This is a genomic window from Pseudomonas sp. rhizo25, assembly GCF_031931935.1.
In the GTDB taxonomy this organism is placed as follows: domain Bacteria; phylum Pseudomonadota; class Gammaproteobacteria; order Pseudomonadales; family Pseudomonadaceae; genus Aquipseudomonas; species Aquipseudomonas synxantha.
Map to the genome: position 1 here is coordinate 159754 of NZ_JAUJXA010000004.1, position 21923 is coordinate 181676.

18 protein-coding genes are annotated in these 21923 nt (G+C 59.8%); 11 read left to right on the top strand and 7 right to left on the bottom strand.

The window, feature by feature from the left end; translation table 11 throughout:
* Positions 1 to 89: 89 nt before the first annotated feature.
* Positions 90 to 1616 (bottom strand): 2,3-bisphosphoglycerate-independent phosphoglycerate mutase, encoded by a 1527-nt coding sequence (gpmI, locus tag QZR30_RS10635; RefSeq protein ID WP_068965987.1) that lies wholly within the window; start codon positions 1614 to 1616, stop codon positions 90 to 92.
* Between the two features lie 151 nt (positions 1617 to 1767).
* On the opposite strand from gpmI, the gene QZR30_RS10640 reads away from it, so the two are divergent.
* Genes QZR30_RS10640 through secB form a run of 3 tightly spaced genes read left to right on the top strand, consistent with a single transcriptional unit; the run spans position 1768 to position 2959 of the window.
* The gene (locus QZR30_RS10640) at positions 1768 to 2181 is read left to right on the top strand and encodes a rhodanese-like domain-containing protein (protein ID WP_003187796.1); all 414 of its coding nucleotides are present in this window, start codon (positions 1768 to 1770) and stop codon (positions 2179 to 2181) included.
* Between the two features lies 1 nt (position 2182).
* Complete coding sequence (grxC, locus tag QZR30_RS10645; RefSeq protein WP_043047291.1) at positions 2183 to 2437, top strand: glutaredoxin 3; 255 nt, start codon at positions 2183 to 2185, stop codon at positions 2435 to 2437.
* Between the two features lie 42 nt (positions 2438 to 2479).
* A complete protein-coding gene (secB, locus tag QZR30_RS10650; RefSeq protein ID WP_043047290.1) occupies positions 2480 to 2959 on the top strand; it encodes a protein-export chaperone SecB in 480 nt (159 codons plus the stop codon).
* 126 nt (positions 2960 to 3085) lie between these two features.
* Here the strand turns inward: secB and QZR30_RS10655 are convergent, their stop codons facing one another.
* Entirely contained in the window at positions 3086 to 3541 is a 456-nt protein-coding gene (locus QZR30_RS10655; RefSeq protein ID WP_046070509.1) for a tRNA (cytidine(34)-2'-O)-methyltransferase, read from the bottom strand.
* Between QZR30_RS10655 and QZR30_RS10660 the strand changes: the two genes are divergently transcribed.
* On the top strand, positions 3540 to 3980 hold the full coding sequence (locus tag QZR30_RS10660) for a hypothetical protein (protein WP_046070510.1): 441 nt from the start codon (positions 3540 to 3542) through the stop codon (positions 3978 to 3980). The genes QZR30_RS10655 and QZR30_RS10660 overlap by 2 nt on opposite strands.
* 449 nt (positions 3981 to 4429) lie before the next feature.
* Here the strand turns inward: QZR30_RS10660 and ntrC are convergent, their stop codons facing one another.
* From ntrC to glnA, 4 genes are all read right to left on the bottom strand, one after another.
* Positions 4430 to 5866, bottom strand: coding sequence for a nitrogen regulation protein NR(I) (ntrC, locus tag QZR30_RS10665; protein WP_046070511.1), 1437 nt, complete (start codon positions 5864 to 5866; stop codon positions 4430 to 4432).
* Complete coding sequence (gene glnL / locus QZR30_RS10670; RefSeq protein ID WP_311903284.1) at positions 5863 to 6948, bottom strand: nitrogen regulation protein NR(II); 1086 nt, start codon at positions 6946 to 6948, stop codon at positions 5863 to 5865. Before glnL ends, ntrC begins: the two co-directional genes overlap by 4 nt.
* A gap of 297 nt (positions 6949 to 7245) precedes the next feature.
* Positions 7246 to 7782 (bottom strand): chorismate mutase, encoded by a 537-nt coding sequence (locus tag QZR30_RS10675; protein ID WP_046070513.1) that lies wholly within the window; start codon positions 7780 to 7782, stop codon positions 7246 to 7248.
* Positions 7783 to 7987: 205 nt separating this feature from the next.
* On the bottom strand, positions 7988 to 9394 hold the full coding sequence (gene glnA / locus QZR30_RS10680; protein WP_034117297.1) for a glutamate--ammonia ligase: 1407 nt from the start codon (positions 9392 to 9394) through the stop codon (positions 7988 to 7990).
* A 333-nt stretch (positions 9395 to 9727) separates the two neighbouring features.
* Here glnA and thiI point away from each other — a divergent pair, with 333 nt between their 5' ends.
* On the top strand, positions 9728 to 11182 hold the full coding sequence (gene thiI, locus QZR30_RS10685) for a tRNA uracil 4-sulfurtransferase ThiI (protein ID WP_046070514.1): 1455 nt from the start codon (positions 9728 to 9730) through the stop codon (positions 11180 to 11182).
* 139 nt (positions 11183 to 11321) lie between these two features.
* Complete coding sequence (gene typA, locus QZR30_RS10690) at positions 11322 to 13142, top strand: translational GTPase TypA (protein ID WP_043047284.1); 1821 nt, start codon at positions 11322 to 11324, stop codon at positions 13140 to 13142.
* Positions 13143 to 13335: 193 nt separating this feature from the next.
* On the opposite strand, the gene QZR30_RS10695 is transcribed toward typA, so the two are convergent.
* Positions 13336 to 13770 carry a YkgJ family cysteine cluster protein gene (locus tag QZR30_RS10695; RefSeq protein ID WP_003187815.1) on the bottom strand — a complete coding sequence of 145 codons (435 nt, stop codon included), beginning with the start codon at positions 13768 to 13770 and terminating at the stop codon, positions 13336 to 13338.
* A 227-nt stretch (positions 13771 to 13997) separates the two neighbouring features.
* On the opposite strand from QZR30_RS10695, the gene QZR30_RS10700 reads away from it, so the two are divergent.
* The 5 genes from QZR30_RS10700 (at position 13998) to QZR30_RS10720 (ending at position 21819) form a co-directional block, all read left to right on the top strand.
* Positions 13998 to 16448, top strand: coding sequence for a glycogen/starch/alpha-glucan phosphorylase (locus QZR30_RS10700; RefSeq protein ID WP_046070515.1), 2451 nt, complete (start codon positions 13998 to 14000; stop codon positions 16446 to 16448).
* Between the two features lie 156 nt (positions 16449 to 16604).
* Complete coding sequence (locus tag QZR30_RS10705) at positions 16605 to 19682, top strand: DUF2339 domain-containing protein (protein WP_311903285.1); 3078 nt, start codon at positions 16605 to 16607, stop codon at positions 19680 to 19682.
* A 95-nt stretch (positions 19683 to 19777) separates the two neighbouring features.
* Positions 19778 to 20788, top strand: a complete 1011-nt coding sequence (locus tag QZR30_RS10710; RefSeq protein ID WP_034117301.1) for a class 1 fructose-bisphosphatase — start codon at positions 19778 to 19780, stop codon at positions 20786 to 20788.
* 176 nt (positions 20789 to 20964) lie between these two features.
* The gene (locus QZR30_RS10715; protein ID WP_043047281.1) at positions 20965 to 21219 is read left to right on the top strand and encodes a lipoprotein; all 255 of its coding nucleotides are present in this window, start codon (positions 20965 to 20967) and stop codon (positions 21217 to 21219) included.
* A gap of 30 nt (positions 21220 to 21249) precedes the next feature.
* Positions 21250 to 21819, top strand: coding sequence for a lipocalin family protein (locus QZR30_RS10720; RefSeq protein ID WP_056847177.1), 570 nt, complete (start codon positions 21250 to 21252; stop codon positions 21817 to 21819).
* Positions 21820 to 21923: the final 104 nt, after the last annotated feature.

Here is a 21923-nt window from a genome sequence, read left to right on the forward strand (position 1 = left end):
ATTGCGGTGGGTCAGCTACTTATAAGCTGACTGATACACCGCTATCGGGAGCAAGCCCCCTCTAACACTGTTTTGTGATGATGTCGAAATCAGACCAGGATTGAGGTCCCGGTCATCTCTTTTGGCTTCTCCAGCCCCATCAGCATCAGCATGGTCGGCGCCACATCCGCCAGCACGCCGCCATCACGTACCTTGAAGTCGCGCTTGCCAACATAGATGAACGGCACCGGCTCGGTCGTGTGGGCGGTATGCGCCTGGCCGGTGGATTCGTCGGACATCTGCTCGCAGTTGCCATGGTCTGCGGTGATCAGCGCTTCGCCGCCGACTTTTTCCAGGGCGTCGACAATGCGGCCAACGCACAGGTCCAGGCATTCAACGGCCTTGACCGCCGCTTCCAGGTTACCGCTATGGCCGACCATGTCGCCGTTGGCGTAGTTGACCACGATCACGTCGTAACGCTGGTTGTCGATGGCATCGACGATCTTGTCGGTAACTTCCGGCGCGCTCATTTCCGGCTGCAGGTCGTAGGTGGCGACTTTTGGCGACGGGATCAGGATGCGCTCTTCGCCCGGGAACGGTTCTTCGCGGCCACCGGAGAAGAAAAAGGTCACGTGGGCGTATTTCTCGGTCTCGGCGATGCGCAGTTGGGTCTTGCCGTTCTTCGCCAAATAGTCGCCCAGCACGTTTTCCAGGCTGCCGGGGGCGAAAGCCGACGGCGCCGGGATGTTGGCGGCGTATTGGGTAAGCATGACGAACTCGACTTTCGGCTGGCGTGCGCGCTCGAAGTCCTTGAAACCCTCATCGACAAACACATGGCTCAACTCGCGGGCACGGTCGGCGCGGAAGTTCATGAACACCACGGCATCGCCATCTTCGACCTTCACCGGTTCGCCGATGGTAGTGGCCTTGACGAACTCGTCGCTTTCGCCACGGGCGTAAGCGGCTTCCAGGCCTTCCTGGGCGGTGGCGGCATGGAATTCGGCCTGGCCGTCGACGATCAGGTTGTAGGCCTGGGACACGCGGTCCCAGCGGTTGTCGCGGTCCATGGCGAAGTAACGGCCCACCAGGCTGGCGATGCGGCCCTTGCCTAGGGCGGCGAAGGTGGTGTCGAGCAGTTCGATGGACGATTGCGCGCTTTTCGGCGGGGTGTCGCGACCGTCGAGGAAGGCGTGCAGGTAGATCTTGTCAGCCCCGCGCTTGAAGGCCAGTTCAGCCATGGCCACCAGGTGGTCCTGATGGCTGTGTACGCCGCCGTCGGAGAGCAGGCCCATGAAGTGCACGGCCTTGCCGGCGGCGACGGCTTTATCGACCGCCGCGCAGATGGTCGGGTTCTCGAAGAACTCGCCATCGCGGATCGCTTTGGTGACACGGGTGAAGTCCTGGTATACCACTCGTCCGGCGCCGAGGTTCATGTGGCCGACTTCCGAGTTGCCCATCTGGCCGTCCGGCAGGCCCACGTCCATGCCGGAACCTGAGATCAAACCGTTGGGGACGGTGGCGGCCAGGCGATCCAGTACCGGCTTGTTGGCCGAGTACACGGCGTTGTCGTGGTGGCTTTCACTGTGTCCGAAGCCATCGAGAATTATCAGGACCAAAGGTTTAGGCGTAGTAGTCATAGATCCTCTCGCGGCGGTAATAAAGGAAGACAATTGAAAAGGGAGTGGCAGTTTAAAGCGAAGTTCCAACCACGTCACCGCTTTACGGGGGTTGGCCGCCCCTGGCGCCTGTGTATACTTACCGCCATTTTAACGCCCTGGAACCTCCTTGATGGTTGATCACCTGATTGCATTTGCCACTGCCCACTACCTGCTCGTGGGTGCCTTCGTCATCCTGCTGGCGCTGCTGATCGCTCATGAACTGAGCCGCGGTGGTCGCAGCCTGAGCACGTCGGAGCTGACCGCGCTGGTCAACAAGGATGAGGCCGTTGTCGTCGATATTCGCCCGGCCAAGGATTATGCCGCCGGTCATATCGTCGGTGCCCTTAACATCCCGCAGGACAAGCTGATCGCACGCTTGGCCGAGCTGGAAAAATACAAGGCCAAGACCATCATCCTCGTCGATGCCCAAGGCCAGCACTCCGGCACCCACGCCCGCGAGATGCTCAAGACCGGCTTTACCGCCGCCAAGCTGTCGGGTGGTATCAGCAGCTGGCGTGGCGATAACCTGCCGCTGGTGAAGTGATATGAGCCAGGTTGTCGTGTATTCCAGCGATTATTGCCCTTATTGCATTCGAGCCAAGCAGTTGCTCCAAAGCAAGAAGGTGGCCTTCGAAGAGATCAAGGTCGATGGCAAGCCCCAGGTGCGCGCCGAAATGGCCCAGAAGGCCGGCCGCACGTCGGTCCCGCAGATCTGGATCGGCGCCACGCACATCGGTGGTTGCGATGACCTGTTCGCCCTGGAGCGCGCCGGTAAACTCGACGCGCTGCTGCTCGTCTGACTCCTAACCCCTTAAAGACCCCAAGATAGAGAAGGATCTGCGATGACTGACCAACAGAACACCGAAGCAGCAGAAACCCAAGGCCCACAGTTTTCGCTGCAGCGCATCTACGTGCGTGACCTGTCGTTCGAAGCGCCGAAAAGCCCGGCCATCTTCCGCCAGGAGTGGACCCCAAGCGTTGCCCTGGACCTGAACACCCGTCAGAAAGCCCTGGAAGGTGACTTCCACGAAGTCGTGCTGACCCTGTCGGTTACCGTTAAGAATGGCGAAGAAGTAGCCTTCATCGCTGAAGTGCAACAGGCCGGTATCTTCCTGATCCAGGGCCTGGACGAAGCGTCCATGAGCCACACCCTGGGTGCGTTCTGCCCGAATATCCTGTTCCCGTATGCTCGCGAGACGCTGGACAGCCTGGTCACCCGTGGCTCGTTCCCGGCGCTGATGCTGGCTCCGGTGAACTTTGATGCTTTGTACGCCCAAGAACTGCAGCGCATGCAACAGGAAGGCGCGCCGACGGTTCAGTAATCTCGAACCCGACGCAGCACTCAATGTGGGAGGGGGCTTGCTCCCGATAGCGGTGGAACAGTCACTTAGATGTCGACTGACACTCCGCCATCGGGGGCAAGCCCCCTCCCACATTTGTTTTGCGTGTTATTTGAAACCGAGTTGGCGCCAGCCTTCGTAGACGGCGACGGCCACGGTGTTGGACAGATTCAGGCTGCGGCAGCCTTCGCGCATCGGCAAGCGCAGGCGGTGGCCGTCGGGCAGGGCGTCGAGCACGTCGGCCGGCAGGCCACGGCTTTCCGGGCCGAACAGGAAGGCGTCGCCTTCGGCAAAGCTGGCATCATGAAACGGCCGTGAGCCCTTGGTGGTGAACGCAAACAGCCGTGGATGGCCCAGGCTTTCCAGGCAGCTGGCCAGGTCGGCATGGCGCTGGAGGGTGGCGTACTCGTGGTAGTCCAGCCCGGCGCGGCGTAGGCGCTTGTCGTCCATGTCAAAGCCCAGCGGCTCGATCAAATGCAGGTGGCAGCCACTGTTGGCGCACAGCCTGATAACGTTGCCGGTATTCGGCGGAATTTCTGGTTGAAAAAGGATGACGTGAAACATGCACGGCTCCGAAGGCAAAGATGCGCTGCATTCTACCCCTGAAGACGACCCCAGGCCGAAGCTATTGCCGCGGGTCTTGGGTTCGTTGGCGATTGTCGGCTTGATGATTGGCCTGATGATTGGTCGCCTGACCACCCCGGACCCGGTTGAGCTGCTGGAGGTAATGCCTGCGGTCGACGGTGTGGTGGTGTGGTTCAACAGCGAGCCCAAGCTGCATGGCGAACATATCGATGGCACCGTGGCGCTGCTGTTCGATGCACTGGGCAAGCCTGCCGGCGGGCAACTTAAGGTCAATGACAAGGATGTGAACTGGCGCGTGCGCAAGACCGATAGCGGTTTGCTGCTGAACCTGGTGGCGGCGCGGCCATTGCGAGGGGAATGGAAAGGCGAGCAGGTCGATGACCGCTGGCGGCTGGAGGTCCATCTCCAAGAGCGATAAAAGAGGGAGTTCCCGGCCTGCCTGTACCAGGGCTCCCAAAAGCGTGAAGCCCAAAGGCTCCGTATAAAAGAGGGGATTCTCGGCCTGCCTGTACCAAGGTCCCCGAAACTGGATAGTACTGGGGTTGTTGCAGGGCGCGTGCCAGAGTCGTCGATTTGTGCCAAATAATGTCTTCAGAAAGCCAAAAGCCCCGGATTACGGGGCTTTGGTGTTTTTGCAGCTCAATATTTTCCGGGCTGTTCGGTTGTTTCATCTTTGAAAGGTCTGCCCGATGCCGGTTCATGGTGCATCGAAGCGGTGCACAATCCTGCGGCCTTGTAGAGATCCAAATGTGGGAGGGGGCTTGCTCCCGATAGCGGTGTATCAGTCAGCACTCTGTAGCTGACCCACCGCTATCGGGAGCAAGCCCCCTCCCACATTAGACTTTCCAGTGGATCTGGGAGGTGTGATCAGGCGTCATCGCTTTCGTCGTCGTCCCCGCCATCCACCTTCATCCCCAGCTCCTTGATCTTGCGCGTCAGGGTATTGCGTCCCCAACCGAGCAACACTGCCGCGTCGCGACGGCGACCGGCGGTGTGCTTGAGGGCGGTCTCGATCATGATCCGCTCGAACGCTGGCACGGCGCTGTCCAGCAGGTTCGACTGGCCGCGGGCCAGGGCCTGGTCGGCCCATTGGCGCAAGGCCTGTTCCCAGTTGGTCACAGGGGCCGAATCCTGGGGCAGGCTCAGCAACTCAGGCGGCAGGTCGCTGATATGCACTTCGCGCCCGGACGCCATCACGGTAATCCAGCGGCAGGTGTTTTCCAGTTGGCGCACATTGCCGGGCCACGGCAGGTTCTTGAGGTATTCCTCGGTCTCGCTTTTCAGCAGCTTCGGCTCTACGGCCAGCTCCAGGGCGGCGCGGCTGAGGAAGTGGCGGGCGAGGGTGGGAATGTCTTCGCGGCGGTCCGACATGCGTGGGATATGGATACGGATCACATTTAGGCGATGGAACAAGTCCTCACGGAATTTGCCCGCGTGTACCAGGGTTTCCAGGTTCTGGTGGGTGGCGGCAATGATGCGCACATCGACCTTGACCGGCGTATGCCCGCCGACGCGATAGAACTCACCGTCCGCCAATACCCGCAGCAAGCGGGTTTGGGTATCGGCCGGCATATCACCGATTTCATCGAGGAACAGCGTACCGCCGTCGGCCTGTTCAAAACGCCCGCGCCGCAGGTTGGCGGCGCCGGTGAACGCACCTTTCTCATGACCGAACAGCTCTGACTCCATCAAGTCCTTGGGGATCGCCGCCATGTTCAGCGCGATAAACGGCGAGGCCGCCCGTGGGCTGTGGCGGTGCAGAGCATGAGCCACCAGCTCTTTGCCGGTACCTGACTCGCCGTTGATCAGCACGGTGATGTTGGAGTGGCTCAAGCGCCCGATGGCGCGAAAAACCTCCTGCATCGCCGGCGCTTCACCGATGATTTCCGGGGTGCGGGTCAGGGTGGGCGGGGCCTCCTGGTTCTGTTGTTCCTGGGCGTGCTGGTTGGCACGCTTGACCAGCGCTACGGCCTCATCCACGTCGAATGGCTTGGGCAGGTACTCAAAGGCGCCGCCTTGGTAGGACGCGACAGCGCTGTCCAGGTCCGAGTGAGCAGTCATGATGATCACTGGCAGGCGCGGGTGCTGCTCGCGGATGCGTGCGAGCAAGTCCAGGCCACTGGCGCCGGGCATGCGGATGTCAGAGATGATCACGTCCGGCTGCTGGCGCGCCAGGCGGCTCATCACGCCGTCGGCGCTGTCGAAGCTCTGGGTGGTCATGCCTTCCTGTTGCAAGGCTTTCTCCAGAACCCAGCGGATAGAACGGTCGTCATCGACGATCCAGACAGTTTCACTACGGCTCATGTCGTGGGGGCTCCTTGTTCCAATGGCAGGAAGATCGAGAACGTGGTGTGGCCGGGATGGCTTTCACATTCGATCAGGCCCTGATGCTGGCTGATGATGTTCTGGGTAATGGCCAGGCCCAGCCCGGTACCGTCCGGGCGGCCGCTGACCATGGGAAAGAAAATGGTTTCCTGCAGTTCGGCGGGGATGCCCGGGCCGTTGTCGATGATCTCGACCTTGGTCACCAGGCGATGACGCACATGGCCGATGGTGAACTGGCGCAGGGCGCGGGTGCGCAGGCTGATGCGGCCCAGGCGCAGCTCGTTCTGGCTGCTGATGGCCTGCATGGCGTTGCGCACGATATTGAGCACCGCCTGGATCATCTGCTCGCGGTCGATCAATACGTCGGGAATGCTTGGGTCGTAGTCGCGTACCAGGGTGATGCAGCCCTGGCTCTCGGCCTCGACCAACTGGCAGACGCGCTCCAGCACCTCGTGCACGTTGGTCAACGCCAGGGACGGCAATTTGTTGGAGCCGAGCATGCGGTCCACCAGGTTACGCAGACGGTCGGCCTCTTCGATGATGACGTTGGTGTAGTCCTTGAGGTGCTCCTCCGGCAGCTCCCGGGCCAGCAACTGCGCAGCACCGCGAATGCCGCCCAGGGGGTTCTTGATCTCATGTGCCAGGCCACGCACCAGCATCTTGCTGGTTTCCTGCTTGGACAGTTGCGCCTCTTCCTTGGTGATGCGCAGCAATCGGTCGCGAGGATGCACTTCGAGCAATAGCAGGGTGGCGCCGTTGCTCAGGATCGGGGTCACGGCGTAGTCGACGGTCAGGGTCTGGCCGGTGAGGGCCGTGAGCATCGCTTCGCGCTTGGTGAACGGGTGCGCCTGCTCCACCGCCTGGCGCAACGAGCTCAAGGCTTCGGCCGACTCGGTGAACAACTCGCTGATGAACTGCCCATGGCTGCGCTGGCCGCTGATGGCCAGGAGCATCTCCGCCGCCGGGTTCATGTACTCAAGGCGCAGGTCGGCACTGAGCAGGATGGTCGCGGTGGTCAGGTTGTCGAGTAACAAACGGTGCAGTGCATCGCTGATGGTCATCGGGACCTCTTTTGGAGCAAGGCGCGGGCTTGAGGCACACGCTGATACGAGGAAAATGCAAAAACCAAACCAAGGCTCCGAAAAGAAGCGTTAAAGCCCTGAAATAGGCGTTTGTGGCGCGAAACTGTGGCGTTCTGCCAGCTTGAACGGGAAGATTCGAACCAAAATGGGCTGTGGCTGGAGTGAGGGTGCAACCTATCGCACCAATATAGTGCGGTTTTGTGAAGGTTGTTCAGGAAGCTGCCAGAGATGGCCCTGAATGCATACAGCCCAAATGTGGGAGGGGGCTTGCAGTCATTAACCTTTATAGATGCAGAGTTCGGCGGTGGCGCGGATCATTGCCAGTTGGCGCAGCGGATCGTTCAGCGGTTCGTGCACGGCCTCGGCCAGCCACTGCGGACACTGCGGGTCGGTGCGCTGCGGGGTGAAAGCGGCCAATTGCTCAAGCAGGCGCTTTTGCAGTTGATCCAGCTGCGGGCGAATCTGCTTGACCAGGTCCGGGCGCGGATCGTCAGGCGCCTTGCCCTGGAACTGCCAGTCGGACAGGTGGGTGTATTGCACCAGTTTGTTCGCCTCGATCTGTGCCGAGAAAAACTGCTCGGCGGCGGCAGGGTCAAGCTTGTAGCTCGGGGCTTGGGCGACGACGCTGGCGATCACTTCCTGCTCGCGTTTTTTGTCTTCGACGGGCTTGTGGCTGTCCCATTTGCTCAAGGCCACCTGATCGGCAATCTCCAGGCGTTCGGCGATGCTGTTGAGCAGTGGCTCCAAGGTAGGTGGTGCGGCGTAAACACCGGCGCTGACGAATAGCAGGGCGAACACGAATTTATGTTTCAACGCAGATCTCCTTGTGGGAGGGGGCTTGCTCCCGATGGCTGTGTGTCAGTAACACACATATTGCCTGACACTCTGCCATCGGGAGCAAGCCCCCTCCCACCTTTTTGATTGAGTTTGCAGATTTGAAGCTGCATAACTCCCAGGCAAAAAAAGACCTCCCGGAGGAGGTCTTTTTCATCACGCCACGTTAAGCAGCGCTACCGGATCAGCAGCTGTAGTACAGCTCGTATTCCAGTGGGTGTACGAAGGTGCGAACCTTGATTTCTTCTTCGCTTTTCAGCTCGATGTAGGCATCGATGAAGTCGTCGCTGAATACGCCGCCCTTGGTCAGGAACGCACGGCCCTTGTCCAGCTCTTCCAGGGCTTCTTTCAGGCTGCCGCACACTTGTGGGATCTCTTTGGCCTCTTCAGGCGGCAGGTCGTACAAGTTCTTGTCGGCGGCATCGCCTGGGTGGATCTTGTTCTGGATGCCGTCCAGGCCAGCCATGACCAGCGCAGCGAAGGCCAGGTATGGGTTGGCCGCTGGGTCCGGGAAACGCGCTTCGATACGGCGAGCGCGAGGGCTGGACACGTAAGGAATACGGATCGAGGCGGAACGGTTGCGGGCCGAGTAGGCCAGCATTACCGGCGCTTCGAAACCTGGCACCAGACGCTTGTAGGAGTTGGTCGACGGGTTGGTGAAGCCGTTCAGGGCCTTACCGTGCTTGATGATGCCGCCGATGAAGTACAGGGCAGTGTCGGACAGGCCGGCATAACCTTCGCCAGCGAAGGTGTTCTTGCCTTCTTTGGCGATGGACAGGTGAACGTGCATACCCGAACCGTTATCGCCATACAGCGGCTTAGGCATGAAGGTCGCGGTACGGCCGTAGGCATCAGCCACGTTGTGTACGCAGTACTTCAGGGTTTGTACTTCGTCAGCCTTGGCAACCAGGGTGTTGAACTTCACACCGATTTCGTTTTGGCCGGCAGTGGCCACTTCGTGGTGGTGAACTTCGATGACCAGGCCCATCTCTTCCATGGCGTTGCACATGGAGGTACGGATTTCGTGGTCGTGGTCGAACGGCGGAACTGGGAAGTAGCCACCTTTGATGCCCGGACGGTGGCCCTTGTTGCCGCCTTCGATGTCTTGGTCGGACATCCACGAACCCTGTTCGGAGAAGATCTTGAACATGGAACCGGAGATATCGGACTTGAACTTGACCGAGTCAAAGATGAAGAACTCTGGCTCAGGACCAACGAATACGGTGTCACCGATACCGGTGGACTTCAGGTATTCCTCTGCACGCTTGGCGATCGCACGTGGGTCGCGGTCGTAGCCTTGCATGGTCGAAGGCTCGATCACGTCGCAGACGATGATCAGGGTTGGGTCTTCGGTGAATGGGTCGAGCACGGCAGTGCTGTCGTCCGGCATCAGGATCATGTCGGAAGCTTCGATGCCTTTCCAGCCAGCAATGGAGGAGCCGTCGAACATTTTGCCTTCTTCGAAGAAAGCGTCATCCAGCGCGTCGCGAGCCGGCATGGTCACGTGGTGCTGAGTGCCTTTGGTGTCCGTGAAGCGCAGATCAATCCATTTAACGTCATGATCTTTGATGAGTTGAACCGACTTCGACATGGTGTCCTCCGGGTGGCTTCGGGCTGGGTAGTGGAGTTAGCCCTTAGAATGTGGGTGATGCCGGCGCGGATACTCCGCCATGGCAACCTGCCTCACAAGAGAGCAAATTGCATGCCAGTGCGCCAACATGGCCGTTTTGCCTCAAAATGGCCCCTATAACGGTGCAATCCGCCAAAACGTAATAAATAGCGCACTGCAATGTAGCGTTAATTGGTGTAAATGACCCGTTTTGGTGCGTTGCACAAGCGGTGCATATTAACTGGTTAAACCTTGAGCGATTTCCGCTATAATCCGCGCCCCCCTTTTTCAGCAGGCCCGGCGCGCGCTGTTTCCATGAAATTAATCGTAAAAGTCTTCCCCGAGATCACCATCAAGAGCCGACCGGTACGGACGCGTTTCATCCGTCAGTTGGCCAAGAACATCCGTGCCGTGCTCCGTGACCTGGATCCGGCTGTGGTGGTGAACGGCGTGTGGGACAATCTCGAGCTGGAAACCCGTATTACCGACGCCAAAGCCTTGAAGGACATGACCGAGCGCCTGAGCTGCATGCCGGGCATCGCGCATTTCCTGCAGGTGGATGAGTACCCGCTGGGCGACTTCGACGACATCACCGACAAGTGCAAGCAGCACTACGGCAGCTCGCTGGAAGGCAAGGTTTTTTCGGTGCGTTGCAAGCGTGCCGGCAAGCACCCGTTCAGCTCCATGGACGTCGAGAAATACGTCGGCAGCAAGCTGCGTCGCGAGTGCGGCGCAGCTGGAATTTCCCTCAAGGCGCCGCAAATTGAAGTGCGCATGGAAATTCGCGACCAACGGTTGTTTGTGATTCACAGCCAGCACGACAGCATCGGCGGCTACCCATTGGGCGCCCTGGAACAGACCCTGGTATTGATGTCCGGCGGTTTCGATTCCACCGTTGCGGCCTACCAGATCATGCGCCGCGGCCTGATGAGCCACTTCTGCTTCTTCAATCTGGGCGGGCGTGCACATGAATTGGGCGTGATGGAAGTCGCGCACTACATCTGGAAGAAGTACGGCAGCTCCCAGCGTGTGCTATTTGTGAGCGTGCCGTTCGAGGAAGTGCTGGGGGAAATTCTCGGCAAAGTCGATAACAGTCATATGGGCGTGGTATTGAAGCGTATGATGTTGCGCGCTGCCTCGCGAATTGCCGATCAACTGCAGATCGACGCGCTGGTGACCGGCGAAGCGATTTCCCAGGTATCCAGCCAGACGCTGCCGAACCTGTCGATCATCGACTGTGTTACCGAGAAGCTGGTGTTGCGCCCGCTGATCGCCAGCCACAAGCAGGACATCATCGACCTGGCAGAACAGATCGGCACCGCCGACTTTGCCAAGCACATGCCTGAGTACTGCGGGGTCATCTCGGTGAACCCCAAGACCCACGCCAAGCGGCATCGCGTGGAGCATGAAGAGAAAGAATTCGACATGGCGATTCTGGAGCGTGCGCTCGAGAACGCCAAGCTGGTGCCAATCGATCGCGTCATCGACGAGTTGGGCCAGGATGTGCAAATCGAAGAAGTCAGTGAGGCCCTGGCCGGCCAGATCGTCATCGACATCCGTCACCCGGACGCCGCTGAAGACGAGCCGCTGGAAATTACTGGCATCGACGTGCAAACGCTGCCGTTCTACGCACTGAACGCGCGTTTCAAGGAACTGGATAACAGCCGTCAGTACCTGCTGTATTGCGACAAAGGCGTGATGAGTCGCCTGCATGCCCACCATTTGCTCAGTGAGGGGCATGCCAATGTGCGCGTTTATCGACCGAGCTAAGAGCCCGGGGCTGTTTGCCTGTGGCCTGCGTCACCGGCCCCCCGACTCTGCCGTCAAGCTGTAACGGCAAGGCCTGACTCTACTGTTAATCGCTGCCACGACCTGTCAGCACACCGAATCCTCTGATCGAGATACACAAGTGATCGAAAATCTACGTAACATCGCCATCATTGCCCACGTTGACCATGGTAAAACCACCCTGGTAGACAAACTCCTGCGTCAATCCGGCACCCTGGAGCGCAACGAGCTCAACGACGAGCGCGTGATGGACTCCAACGACCAGGAAAAAGAGCGCGGTATTACCATCCTGGCAAAAAACACCGCTATCAACTGGAACGGCTACCACATCAACATCGTGGATACCCCGGGCCACGCCGACTTCGGCGGCGAAGTAGAACGCGTAATGTCGATGGTCGACTCCGTTCTGCTGCTGGTTGACGCTCAAGACGGCCCTATGCCGCAAACCCGTTTCGTGACCAAGAAGGCCTTCGAAGCCGGCCTGCGTCCGATCGTGTGCATCAACAAGGTTGACCGTCCAGGCGCGCGTCCGGACTGGGTTCTGGACCAGATCTTCGACCTGTTCGACAACCTCGGCGCCACCGAAGAACAGCTCGATTTCCAGGTTATCTACGCCTCGGCCCTGAACGGTATTGCTGGTCTTGACCACAACGACATGGCTGAAGACATGACCCCGCTGTACCAGTCGATCGTCGACAACGTACCGCCGCCGAAAGTTGACCGTGAAGGCCCGTTCCAGATGCAAATCTCGGCACTGGACTACAACAGCTTCCTGGGTGTTATCGGCGTTGGCCGTATCGCTCGTGGTAGCGTCAAGCCGAACACCCCGGTTGTGGCTATCGGTGCCGACGGCAAGAAGCGTAACGGTCGTATCCTGAAGCTGATGGGTCACCACGGCCTGCACCGCATCGACGTTGAAGAGGCTTTCGCCGGCGACATCGTGTGCGTGAGCGGTATGGACTCGCTGTTCATCTCCGACACCCTGTGCCAGCCAGACAACGTTGAGGCGATGAAGCCTCTGACCGTTGACGAGCCAACCGTTTCCATGACCTTCCAGGTCAACGACTCGCCATTCTGCGGTAAAGAAGGCAAGTTCGTGACCTCCCGTAACATCAAGGAGCGTCTGGACAAAGAGCTGCTGTACAACGTTGCACTGCGCGTTGAAGAAGGCGACTCGGCTGACAAGTTCAAAGTCTCCGGCCGTGGTGAGCTGCACCTCTCGGTACTGATCGAAACCATGCGTCGCGAAGGCTTCGAAATGGGTGTTGGTCGTCCGGAAGTGATCATCCGTACTGTTGACGGCGTGAAGCAGGAACCGTTCGAAAACGTCACCATCGACACCCCTGAAGAATCCCAGGGCAAGGTCATGGAAGAGATGGGCCTGCGTAAGGGCGACCTGACCAACATGGTGCCGGATGGCAAGGGCCGTGTACGTCTGGAATACAACATCCCTGCTCGCGGTCTGATTGGTTTCCGTAACCAGTTCCTGACCCTGACCAACGGTGCTGGCATCCTGACCTCGATCTTCGATCGTTACGACACCATGAAGTCCGGCGACATGTCCGGCCGTCAGAACGGTGTTCTGGTATCGGTAGAAACCGGCAAGGCGCTGACCTACTCCCTGGAAACCCTCCAGGCGCGTGGCAAGCTGTTCGTTGAACACGGTCAAGAGATCTACAACGGCCAGATCGTTGGTCTGAACAGCCGTGACAACGACATGGGCGTCAACCCAACCAAAGGCAAGAAGCTCGACAACATGCGTGCTTCGGGCAAAGACGAAACCATCGCCCTGGTTCCACCTGTTCGCTTCACCCTGGAACAGGCCCTGGAATTCATCCAGGATGACGAGCTGTGCGAAGTCACGCCTAAGTCGATCCGCCTGCGTAAGAAGATCCTGGACGAAGGCGAGCGTACCCGCGCTGCCAAGAAAGCCAAGAACTGAGTTAACTCAGGCTGAATGAAAAACGCCCCCGGTCGAAAGGCCGGGGGCGTTTTTTTATGCCTGCTGGTTTTGTGGCGCCTGTACCGGCCTCATCGGGAGCAAGCCCCCTCCCACACTTGAATGTGTTCACAAATCAAAATGTGGGAGGGGGCTTGCTCCCGATGAGGCCCTTCAAAACACTACAAATCTTGGATCAGAACTTATCGAGGGTTTTGAAATTGGTCTCGCGCACCACTTCTTTCGGCTTATACGCGCAGTACCCCGGCCGCGGCCCGATTTTCGGGTGGTTGCGGCAAGTATCCGGGCGCTTGTCATAAATAGTGCAGAAGCGCGTCTTACGATCCAGGTACAGGCAGTCGTTGTTGCTCATGCGCTGCAGGGTAAAAATCTCGGATTTGTTGTTATAGCGCTCGACGATGCCTTCCTTCTGCAAGCGCTTGGCGATGTTCTTCGGCGGGTCGCCGCGCTCGAACTCATCGACGATGCCAATGCGGATCAGGTCCTTGATCTTCACCTCCACCGGCAGGGTGCAGCAGCTGGATACGCAGCCGCCGCACATGTGGGCGGAATATTTCTGCCACGTTTCGAGACGGTCGAGTTCCGCGGCGGCGATCAGTTGAGGCTTCATCAGGGTTCCAAGGTGGGGCGGTGTCCGGGCGCGCGATCATACCGGGATTGATGATTTTTTGAACAATATTTTCAGGTTTTTCATCTTCGGTGGCGTTCGGGCACGACCCCTGCATCTAATCCCTTTAACAGTGAATGAGTTAAAAAACTGACGAACCAGAGCCGGCGCCGTGTGTCAGAGCGTCTAGGCTCTAGCAACTCCTTCTATCTCGCCCGAGGTCGCAACTGATGTCTCAGGAACCACTTGCACGAGAAGCAGAGGTAGCCGCATTCCGCGATGCTGTCTTGACCAAACTCACCTACGCGGTGGGCAAGGACCCGGATCACGCCTTCGACCATGACTGGTTCGAAGCCATTGCCCTGGCCGCTCGCGACCAGATGGTCGATCACTGGATGGACCATACGCGGCGTATTTATCGCAAAGGCCAGAAGCGCGTTTACTACCTCTCCCTGGAATTCCTCATCGGTCGTTTGCTCTACGACAGCCTGAGCAACCTTGGCGTGCTGGAAATCGCCCGCGAAGCCTTGTCCGAACTGGGCGTCGACCTGGAACGCATTCGCCTGCTGGAGCCCGACGCGGCCCTCGGCAACGGTGGCCTGGGGCGCCTGGCCGCCTGCTTCATGGAAAGCATGTCGACCCTGGGCATTGCCGGCCACGGTTATGGCATCCGTTATGAGCACGGTCTGTTCCGCCAGGCCATTGTCGACGGCTGGCAGCAGGAACAAACCGAACGCTGGCTGGATTTCGGCAACCCGTGGGAATTTGAACGCGCCGAGGTGATTTACCCGATCGGCTTTGGCGGCAGTGTCGAAACTATTGCGGACGCCTCCGGCAAGATGATCCAGGTGTGGTCGCCCAACGAGACCGTACGCGCAGTAGCCTATGACACACCGGTAGTCGGCTGGCGCGGCGCCAGCGTCAATACGCTGCGCCTGTGGCGTGCACGGGCCGTAGAAGACTTGCACCTGGAGCGCTTCAACGCCGGTGACCACTTGGGCGCCGTCGCCGAAGTGGCCCGCGCCGAAAGCATCTCCCGCGTGCTGTACCCGGCCGACAGCACCGAAGCCGGGCAGGAATTGCGCCTGCGCCAGGAATATTTCTTCGTGTCCGCTTCACTGCAGGATCTGCTGCGCCGCCACAAGAACATGCACGGCTCGGTGCTGAGCCTGGGTGAACACGCCGCCATCCAGCTCAACGATACCCACCCGTCCATCGCCGTGGCCGAGTTGATGCGCCAACTGGTCGACCTGCATGACATTCCTTGGGAAGCCGCGTGGGACGTCACCGTCGAAACGCTTTCCTACACCAACCACACCTTGCTCCCCGAAGCGCTGGAAACCTGGCCGGTAGGTTTGATGGAGCGCATGCTGCCCCGGCACATGCAGATCATCTACCTGATCAACGCCCAGCACATCGACTCGCTGCGCGCCAAGGGCATCCACGACTTTGACGTACTGCGCGCCGTGTCGCTGATCGAAGAAGACAACGGCCGCCGCGTGCGCATGGGCAACCTGGCGTTTCTCGGCTCCCATAGCGTCAACGGCGTGTCCGGCTTGCATACCCAACTGATGCGCAGCACGGTGTTCTCCGAACTGCACAAGCTTTACCCCGAACGGATCAACAACAAGACCAACGGCATCACCTTCCGCCGCTGGCTCTACCAGGCTAACCCCAAGTTGACCGAGATGCTGGTGGAGGCCCTGGGTCCGGACATTCTCGATAGCATGGAAACCCGCCTGACGGAGTTGGAAACCTTCGCCGAGAAACAGACCTTCCGCAAATCCTTCGCCGAACAGCGCTTGCACAGCAAGCGTGCACTGGCCGAGATCATTCATGAGCGCCTGGGCATCGCGGTCAACCCGGCGGCGATGTTCGATGTGCAGGTCAAGCGTATCCACGAATACAAACGCCAACTGCTCAACCTGTTGCACACCGTGGCCCTGTACCAGGCGATTCGTGCCGAACCCGAGGTCGACTGGGTGCCAAGGGTGAAAATCTTCGCCGGCAAGGCGGCTGCCAGCTACCACCAGGCCAAGCTGATCATCAAGCTGACCAACGACATCGCCCGCACCGTCAACAACGACCCGACCGTACGTGGTTTGCTCAAGGTAGTGTTCCTGCCCAACTACAACGTCAGCCTGGCGGAAAGCATCATTCCGGCGGCGGACTTGTCGGAGCAGATCTCCACGGCCGGTTTCGAGGCGTCAGGCACCAGCAACATGAAGTTCGGCCTCAACGGTGCGTTGACCATCGGCACCATGGACGGCGCCAACGTGGAGATGCACGAGCGTGTCGGCGCCGAGCACATGTTTATCTTCGGCCTCAGTGCCCAGCAGGTGGAAGCGCGCAAGCACGCGGGTGAATTCAATGCCGGGCCGGACATCGCCGTGTCCCACCGTTTGAGCGACGTGCTGCAAGCGATCCGCGGCGGGGTGTTCTCGCCGGATGATCCGGGGCGTTATGTCGGCCTGATCGACGGGCTGATCGACTACGACCGCTTCTTGGTGTGTGCCGATTTCGATTCCTACTGGGATGCCCAGGCACGGGTCGAGGCGCATTGGCATGACTCCAAGGAATGGTGGCGTTCGGCTGTGCTGAATACGGCAAGGATGGGCTGGTTCTCCTCGGACCGTACCATCCGCGAGTACGCCACCGAGATCTGGAAAGCCCTCGACTAAACACCGCAACACAAAATGTGGGAGGGGGCTTGCCCCCGATGACGGAGTGTCAGCATTGAATGTATCAGCTGATCCACCGCTATCGGGGGCAAGCCCCCTCCCACATTGCTTCTGCGTCGATATACTGGCCTTCGGTTCGCTCAGGGAATATCGACCATGCAATGGATTTTCATGCTGATTGGCCTGGTACTCGGCTGGGCGCTCGATGAGTCTTTCAGCGATGCGGGTATCGGTGCATTGTTTGGGTTGGGCATCGGCCAGGCGCTCCGCCTGTCGCAGTTGTCGGCCCAGGCGCAGCAGCAGGCCAGTCAGTTGGAAACCACGCAGAAGGCGCTGATAGCCTTGGGCGAGCGCCTGCGGCAGCTGGAAGTGCCCACGCCGACCAGCAACGTTGCAGCCGACCCCCCTGTGCCTGAGCCGACCCCTGTCGTCAAACCGTCCGAACTGGTTTGGGAGCTGCCTGCTGAATTGACGCCTGTGGCCATAATTGCCGAGCCGAGCCGGCCGCTACCGGATGACGCCTGGGCGCCTGCCGCCGCGCCACGCGCCCCCGAACCACTGCGCAGTCCCACCCTGTTCGAACGCGCCATCACCGCTGCACGCAATTGGCTGTTCGGCGGCAATACCGTGCTGCGTGTCGGTTTGGTGCTGTTGTTCCTTGGCCTGGCGTTCCTGCTTCGCTACGCCACCGAAGGCATGGTGGTGCCGATCCAGCTGCGGTACGCCGGAGTAGCGACGGCTGCCATCGGCCTGCTGGGCCTGGGCTGGTGGTTGCGGCGACGTAACAGTAATTACGGCCTGATGCTGCAGGGCGCCGGTATCGCAGTGCTGTACCTGACGGTATTCGCCGCAATGCGCTTGCACCCGTTGATCGACCCGGGCACGGCGTTTGGCCTGTTGGTGGTCGTCACCGTTTTTTCCGCGATTCTGGCGCTCACTCAAGATGCGTTGGGCCTGGCCTGCGCGGCCGTGCTGGGCGGTTTTGCTGCGCCGCTCCTGGCGTCTACCGGTGCCGGCAGCCATGTGACGTTGTTCAGCTACTTCGCCCTGCTCAATGCCGGCATCCTTGCCATCGCCTGGTTCAAGGCTTGGCGCCCACTCAACCTGATCGGCTTTGTCGGCACTTTCGGTATCGGCTTCGCCTGGGGTGTGCGTGCCTATACGCCGGACATGTTGTGGAGCACTGAGCCGTTCCTGATTGTATTTTTCCTGATGTACCTGGCCGTAGGCTTGTTGTTTGCCTGGCGCAAATTGCACGAGATGGCCGATGCGCCCGAGGATGACAGCCGTGGCGCATGGCTGCGCTGGTCGGCGGCCAAGGGCGATTATGTTGACGGCAGCCTGTTGTTCGGTCCGCCGTTGGTGGGCTTTGGGTTGCAGTTCGCATTGGTACAGCACCTGGAATTTGCCGCAGCGTTCAGTGCCTTGGCACTGGGCATTCTCTACATGGCCCTGGCGCGCTGGCTGAGCGGCGGGCGTACCTTGTTGCTGGCGCAAACCTGCCTGGCCCTTGGGGTGATTTTCGTCAGCCTGGCGATTCCCCTGGGGCTTGATGCGCGTTGGACCACGGCGGCCTGGGCAGTAGAGGGCGCCGGAATCTTCTGGCTCGGCTTGCGCCAACAGCGGCTATTGGCGCGGGCATTTGCCTTGTTGCTGCAGCTGGGCTCGGCACTGGCGTTTTTCAGCGAGTTGCGTCCCGGTACAGACACGCTGCTGGAGGGGCCGGCACTGAGTGCGTTGTTGCTAGGCGCAGCGTTGCTGTTCACGTTTTATCAGGTTCACAAAGCTGCGCCTGAGCTCGCCCACGCCTGGGAACGTAAAGGCGCACCGTGGCTTGCGGCGCTCGGCCTGGGCTGTGGATATCTACTGGCGCCGTTGCTGTGGTCGACCCAGGGCAGCGTTATCGGCTGGGCGCTCGCCGGCCTGGTGACGGTGTGGGCAGGCCGGCGGCTCGGTTCGCAGACTTGGGTGCGTTGTGCCGTGGCCGTGCAACTGCTCAGCGGCATCAGCTTTGCGCTCGACCCCGTCAGTAATTTCTACACACCGATGATCATTGCCCTGGCAGCAATGACCAGTGCCTGGTGTTTGCGGCATCAGCAATCGACCCGCAGCTCCAAACTGCTGCTGGGCTGGGGCGTGGTGTGGTGGGGGCTGGCGGTGCTCGGCGAAGTGTGGCGCTCAGCCCCGACGGATTGGCACGCGACCTGGTTATACGCGGCAGCGGCACTCAGCACGGGGCTGTGGTGCTGGCTGGCGCTGCGCCTGCGTTGGGTGGCGCTCGGGGCGGTGTGCACCTTGCTGATGCCGGTTGCCGGTATGGTGCTGCTTGGTACATGGGACGAGTACTACCATCCGGCCGCCAACCTCGCCGGGTTGGCATGGGTGGCGGTTTTCGTGCTGCACTTCGTTTCACTGCGCCGCCTGGTGTTGCTGGTGCCGCAGCAAGCGCTGAGTGTTGCCCATGTGCTCGGCTGCTGGATGTTGATCGGCGTGCTGACGCTGGAGCTGCGCTACGGCCTGATGCAGCTGTCGAGCGAGTACAACGCCTGGCGCTGGCTGGGTTGGGCGATTCTGCCAAGTCTGTATCTGATGCTCGCGGCGGCACCACGTGCCTGGCCGTGGCCGGTGTCGGGCTATCCGCGTGAGTACCGCGTGCTGGCCGCGCTACCCCTGGCCGCATTGATGCTGGGGTGGTTCTGGCTGGCGAATATGTTCAGCGACGGTACCGCCAAACCGATGCCCTACGTGCCGCTGTTCAGCCCGCTGGATCTGGGCCTGCTGTTTGCGTTGCTCGGGGTGTACCTGTGGTCGCTCAGCGTGGCGCCGCAACGCGGGTCGCAAGTGACATTAATCGCCCAGGCGGTGGTGGGTGCCTCGTTGTTTGCTTTCTTTACCGCGCTGGTGATGCGCACCACGCACCATTGGAGCGGTGTGCCGTTCCATTTGGATGCGCTGCTGGAGTCGATGCGGGTCCAGGCAGGGTTGTCGATTATTTGGACCCTGATCGCCCTCGGCCTGATGATCGGCGGTCACCTGCGCCATCGTCGCGAAGTATGGCTGGTCGGTGCGGTGCTGATTGCGGTGGTGGTGGCCAAGCTGTTCTTTGTCGAGTTGAGTAACCGCGGCGGCCTGGCGCGGATCGTGTCGTTCATCGGCGTGGGTGGGTTGCTGCTGGTGGTGGGGTATTTCGCACCGCTGCCGCCCAAGCGGGCTGAGCCTGCGGGCAGGCCTTGAACTCTATTGGAGTTAAATCCTCTGATTAGAGGAAATACACCTCGACTCGCGCTAAACTGCGCGGGTTTTCAGCCCCCCATTCTCCGGAGCCGTCCATGTCCCGCGTTACCCTGAGTCGCTATTTGATCGAGCAGACCCGCAGCAACAACACGCCTGCTGATCTGCGCTTCCTTATCGAAGTGGTGGCGCGTGCTTGCAAGGAAATCAGCCACGCCGTATCCAAAGGCGCCCTCGGTGGCGTGCTGGGCAGCATGGGCACTGAAAACGTGCAGGGCGAAGTGCAGAAGAAACTCGACGTAATCTCCAACGAGATCCTGCTCGAAGCCAACGAATGGGGCGGTCACCTGGCTGGCATGGCGTCCGAAGAAATGGACAATGCCTACCAGATCCCGGGCAAATACCCGAAAGGCGCGTACCTGCTGGTATTCGATCCACTGGACGGCTCGTCCAACATCGATATCAATGCACCAGTCGGCACCATCTTCTCGGTACTGCGTTGCCCAAGCGAATACCTGAGCCAGAACGAAGCCCTGAACGAAAAGGCCTTCCTGCAGCCAGGCACTGAGCAGGTGGCTGCCGGCTATGCGATCTACGGCCCACAGACCATGTTGGTGCTGACCCTGGGCGACGGCGTTAAGGGCTTCACCCTCGACCGCGAAATGGGCAGCTTTGTGCTGACCCACGAAGACATTTCGATTCCTGCCTCTACCCAGGAATTTGCGATCAACATGTCCAACCAGCGTCACTGGGAAGAGCCGGTGAAACGTTACGTCAACGAGCTGATGGAAGGCGAAGAAGGCCCGTTGAAAAAGAACTTCAACATGCGCTGGGTCGCTGCGATGGTGGCCGACGTGCACCGTATCCTGACCCGTGGTGGCCTGTTCATGTACCCACGCGACAGCCGTGAGCCATCCAAACCGGGCAAACTGCGTTTGATGTACGAAGCCAATCCGATGTCGTTCCTGGTCGAGCAGGCGGGCGGTGCGTCCACCGATGGCCACCAGCGTATCCTCGATATCCAGCCTGAGGGCCTGCACCAGCGCGTGGCGGTGTTCCTGGGTTCGAAGGAAGAAGTTGAGCGTGTGACCGGCTACCACAAGAAGTAATACACGGCGATAAATTATCCGCCGTGTTGTGAGGCCGTTCACCCTTGAAGAAGCCCCGAAACGTTTCAGCGTTTGCGGGGCTTTTTTGTTTTCGCTCGTCGGGAACCAGACACCTCTTTTCCCTTCTAAGCTTCTGGCAGATACCCCAGCTGCTTTGTCTCTCCAGGAGCTTTTCCATGTCTTTACGCCGTCTCGCCCTGCTGGCTTTTTGCGTGCTGTTAGCCGCTTGCAGCAAGGTCACTCAAGAAAACTACCAGAAATTGTCGGCCGGCATGGCCAAGGCCGAGGTAGAGTCGTTGCTGGGCAAGCCAACCGATTGTTCCGGCGCACTGGGCATGTCCAGCTGCACCTGGGGCGATAAAAACAGCTTTATCAGCGTGCAGTACGCCGGTGACAAAGTTCTGATGTTTTCCGGGCAAGGCCTGAAGTAAACCGGGGCGCGAGCCTGCGGGAGAAGAAGAATGATGCGTTTTGTTTTGTTCCTTTGCGCCAGCCTGTTTTTGGCGGGCTGTGCCAGCCATTCTGGCGATGATCTGCAACCCAAGACTGCGAGCAACGTCAACCTCAAGCGTTACCAGGGCACCTGGTATGAGTTGGCCCGATTGCCCATGTACTTCCAGCGCAACTGCGCGCAATCCGAAGCGCGCTATACCCTGCTGCCAGATGGCGACATGTCGGTGTTCAACCGCTGCCTGACAACTGAGTGGAAGTGGCAGGAAGCCAAAGGCACGGCCACGCCGCAAGTGCCCGGCAAGACCGACAAGCTTTGGGTCGAATTCAATAACTGGTTCACGTCACTGCTGCCGGGCGTCGCCAAGGGCGATTACTGGGTGCTGTATGTGAGCGATGACTACAAGACCGCCATCGTCGGCAGCCCGAGCCGGCGCTATATGTGGATCCTGTCGCGCACGCCGACGGTGAGCGCCGATACCCGCGAAGACTTGCTCAGTAGGGCGCGGCAGCAGGGGTATGACACCACGCGGTTGATCTGGCGTACTTCAGATAAACAAATGGCCAAGACTTCGCAGTAATTAAATGTGGGAGGGGGCTTGCTCCCGATGCAGTGTGTCAGCCAGTACATCTGATACTGACACACCGCTATCGGGAGCAAGCCCCCTCCCACATGTGTTAGGTG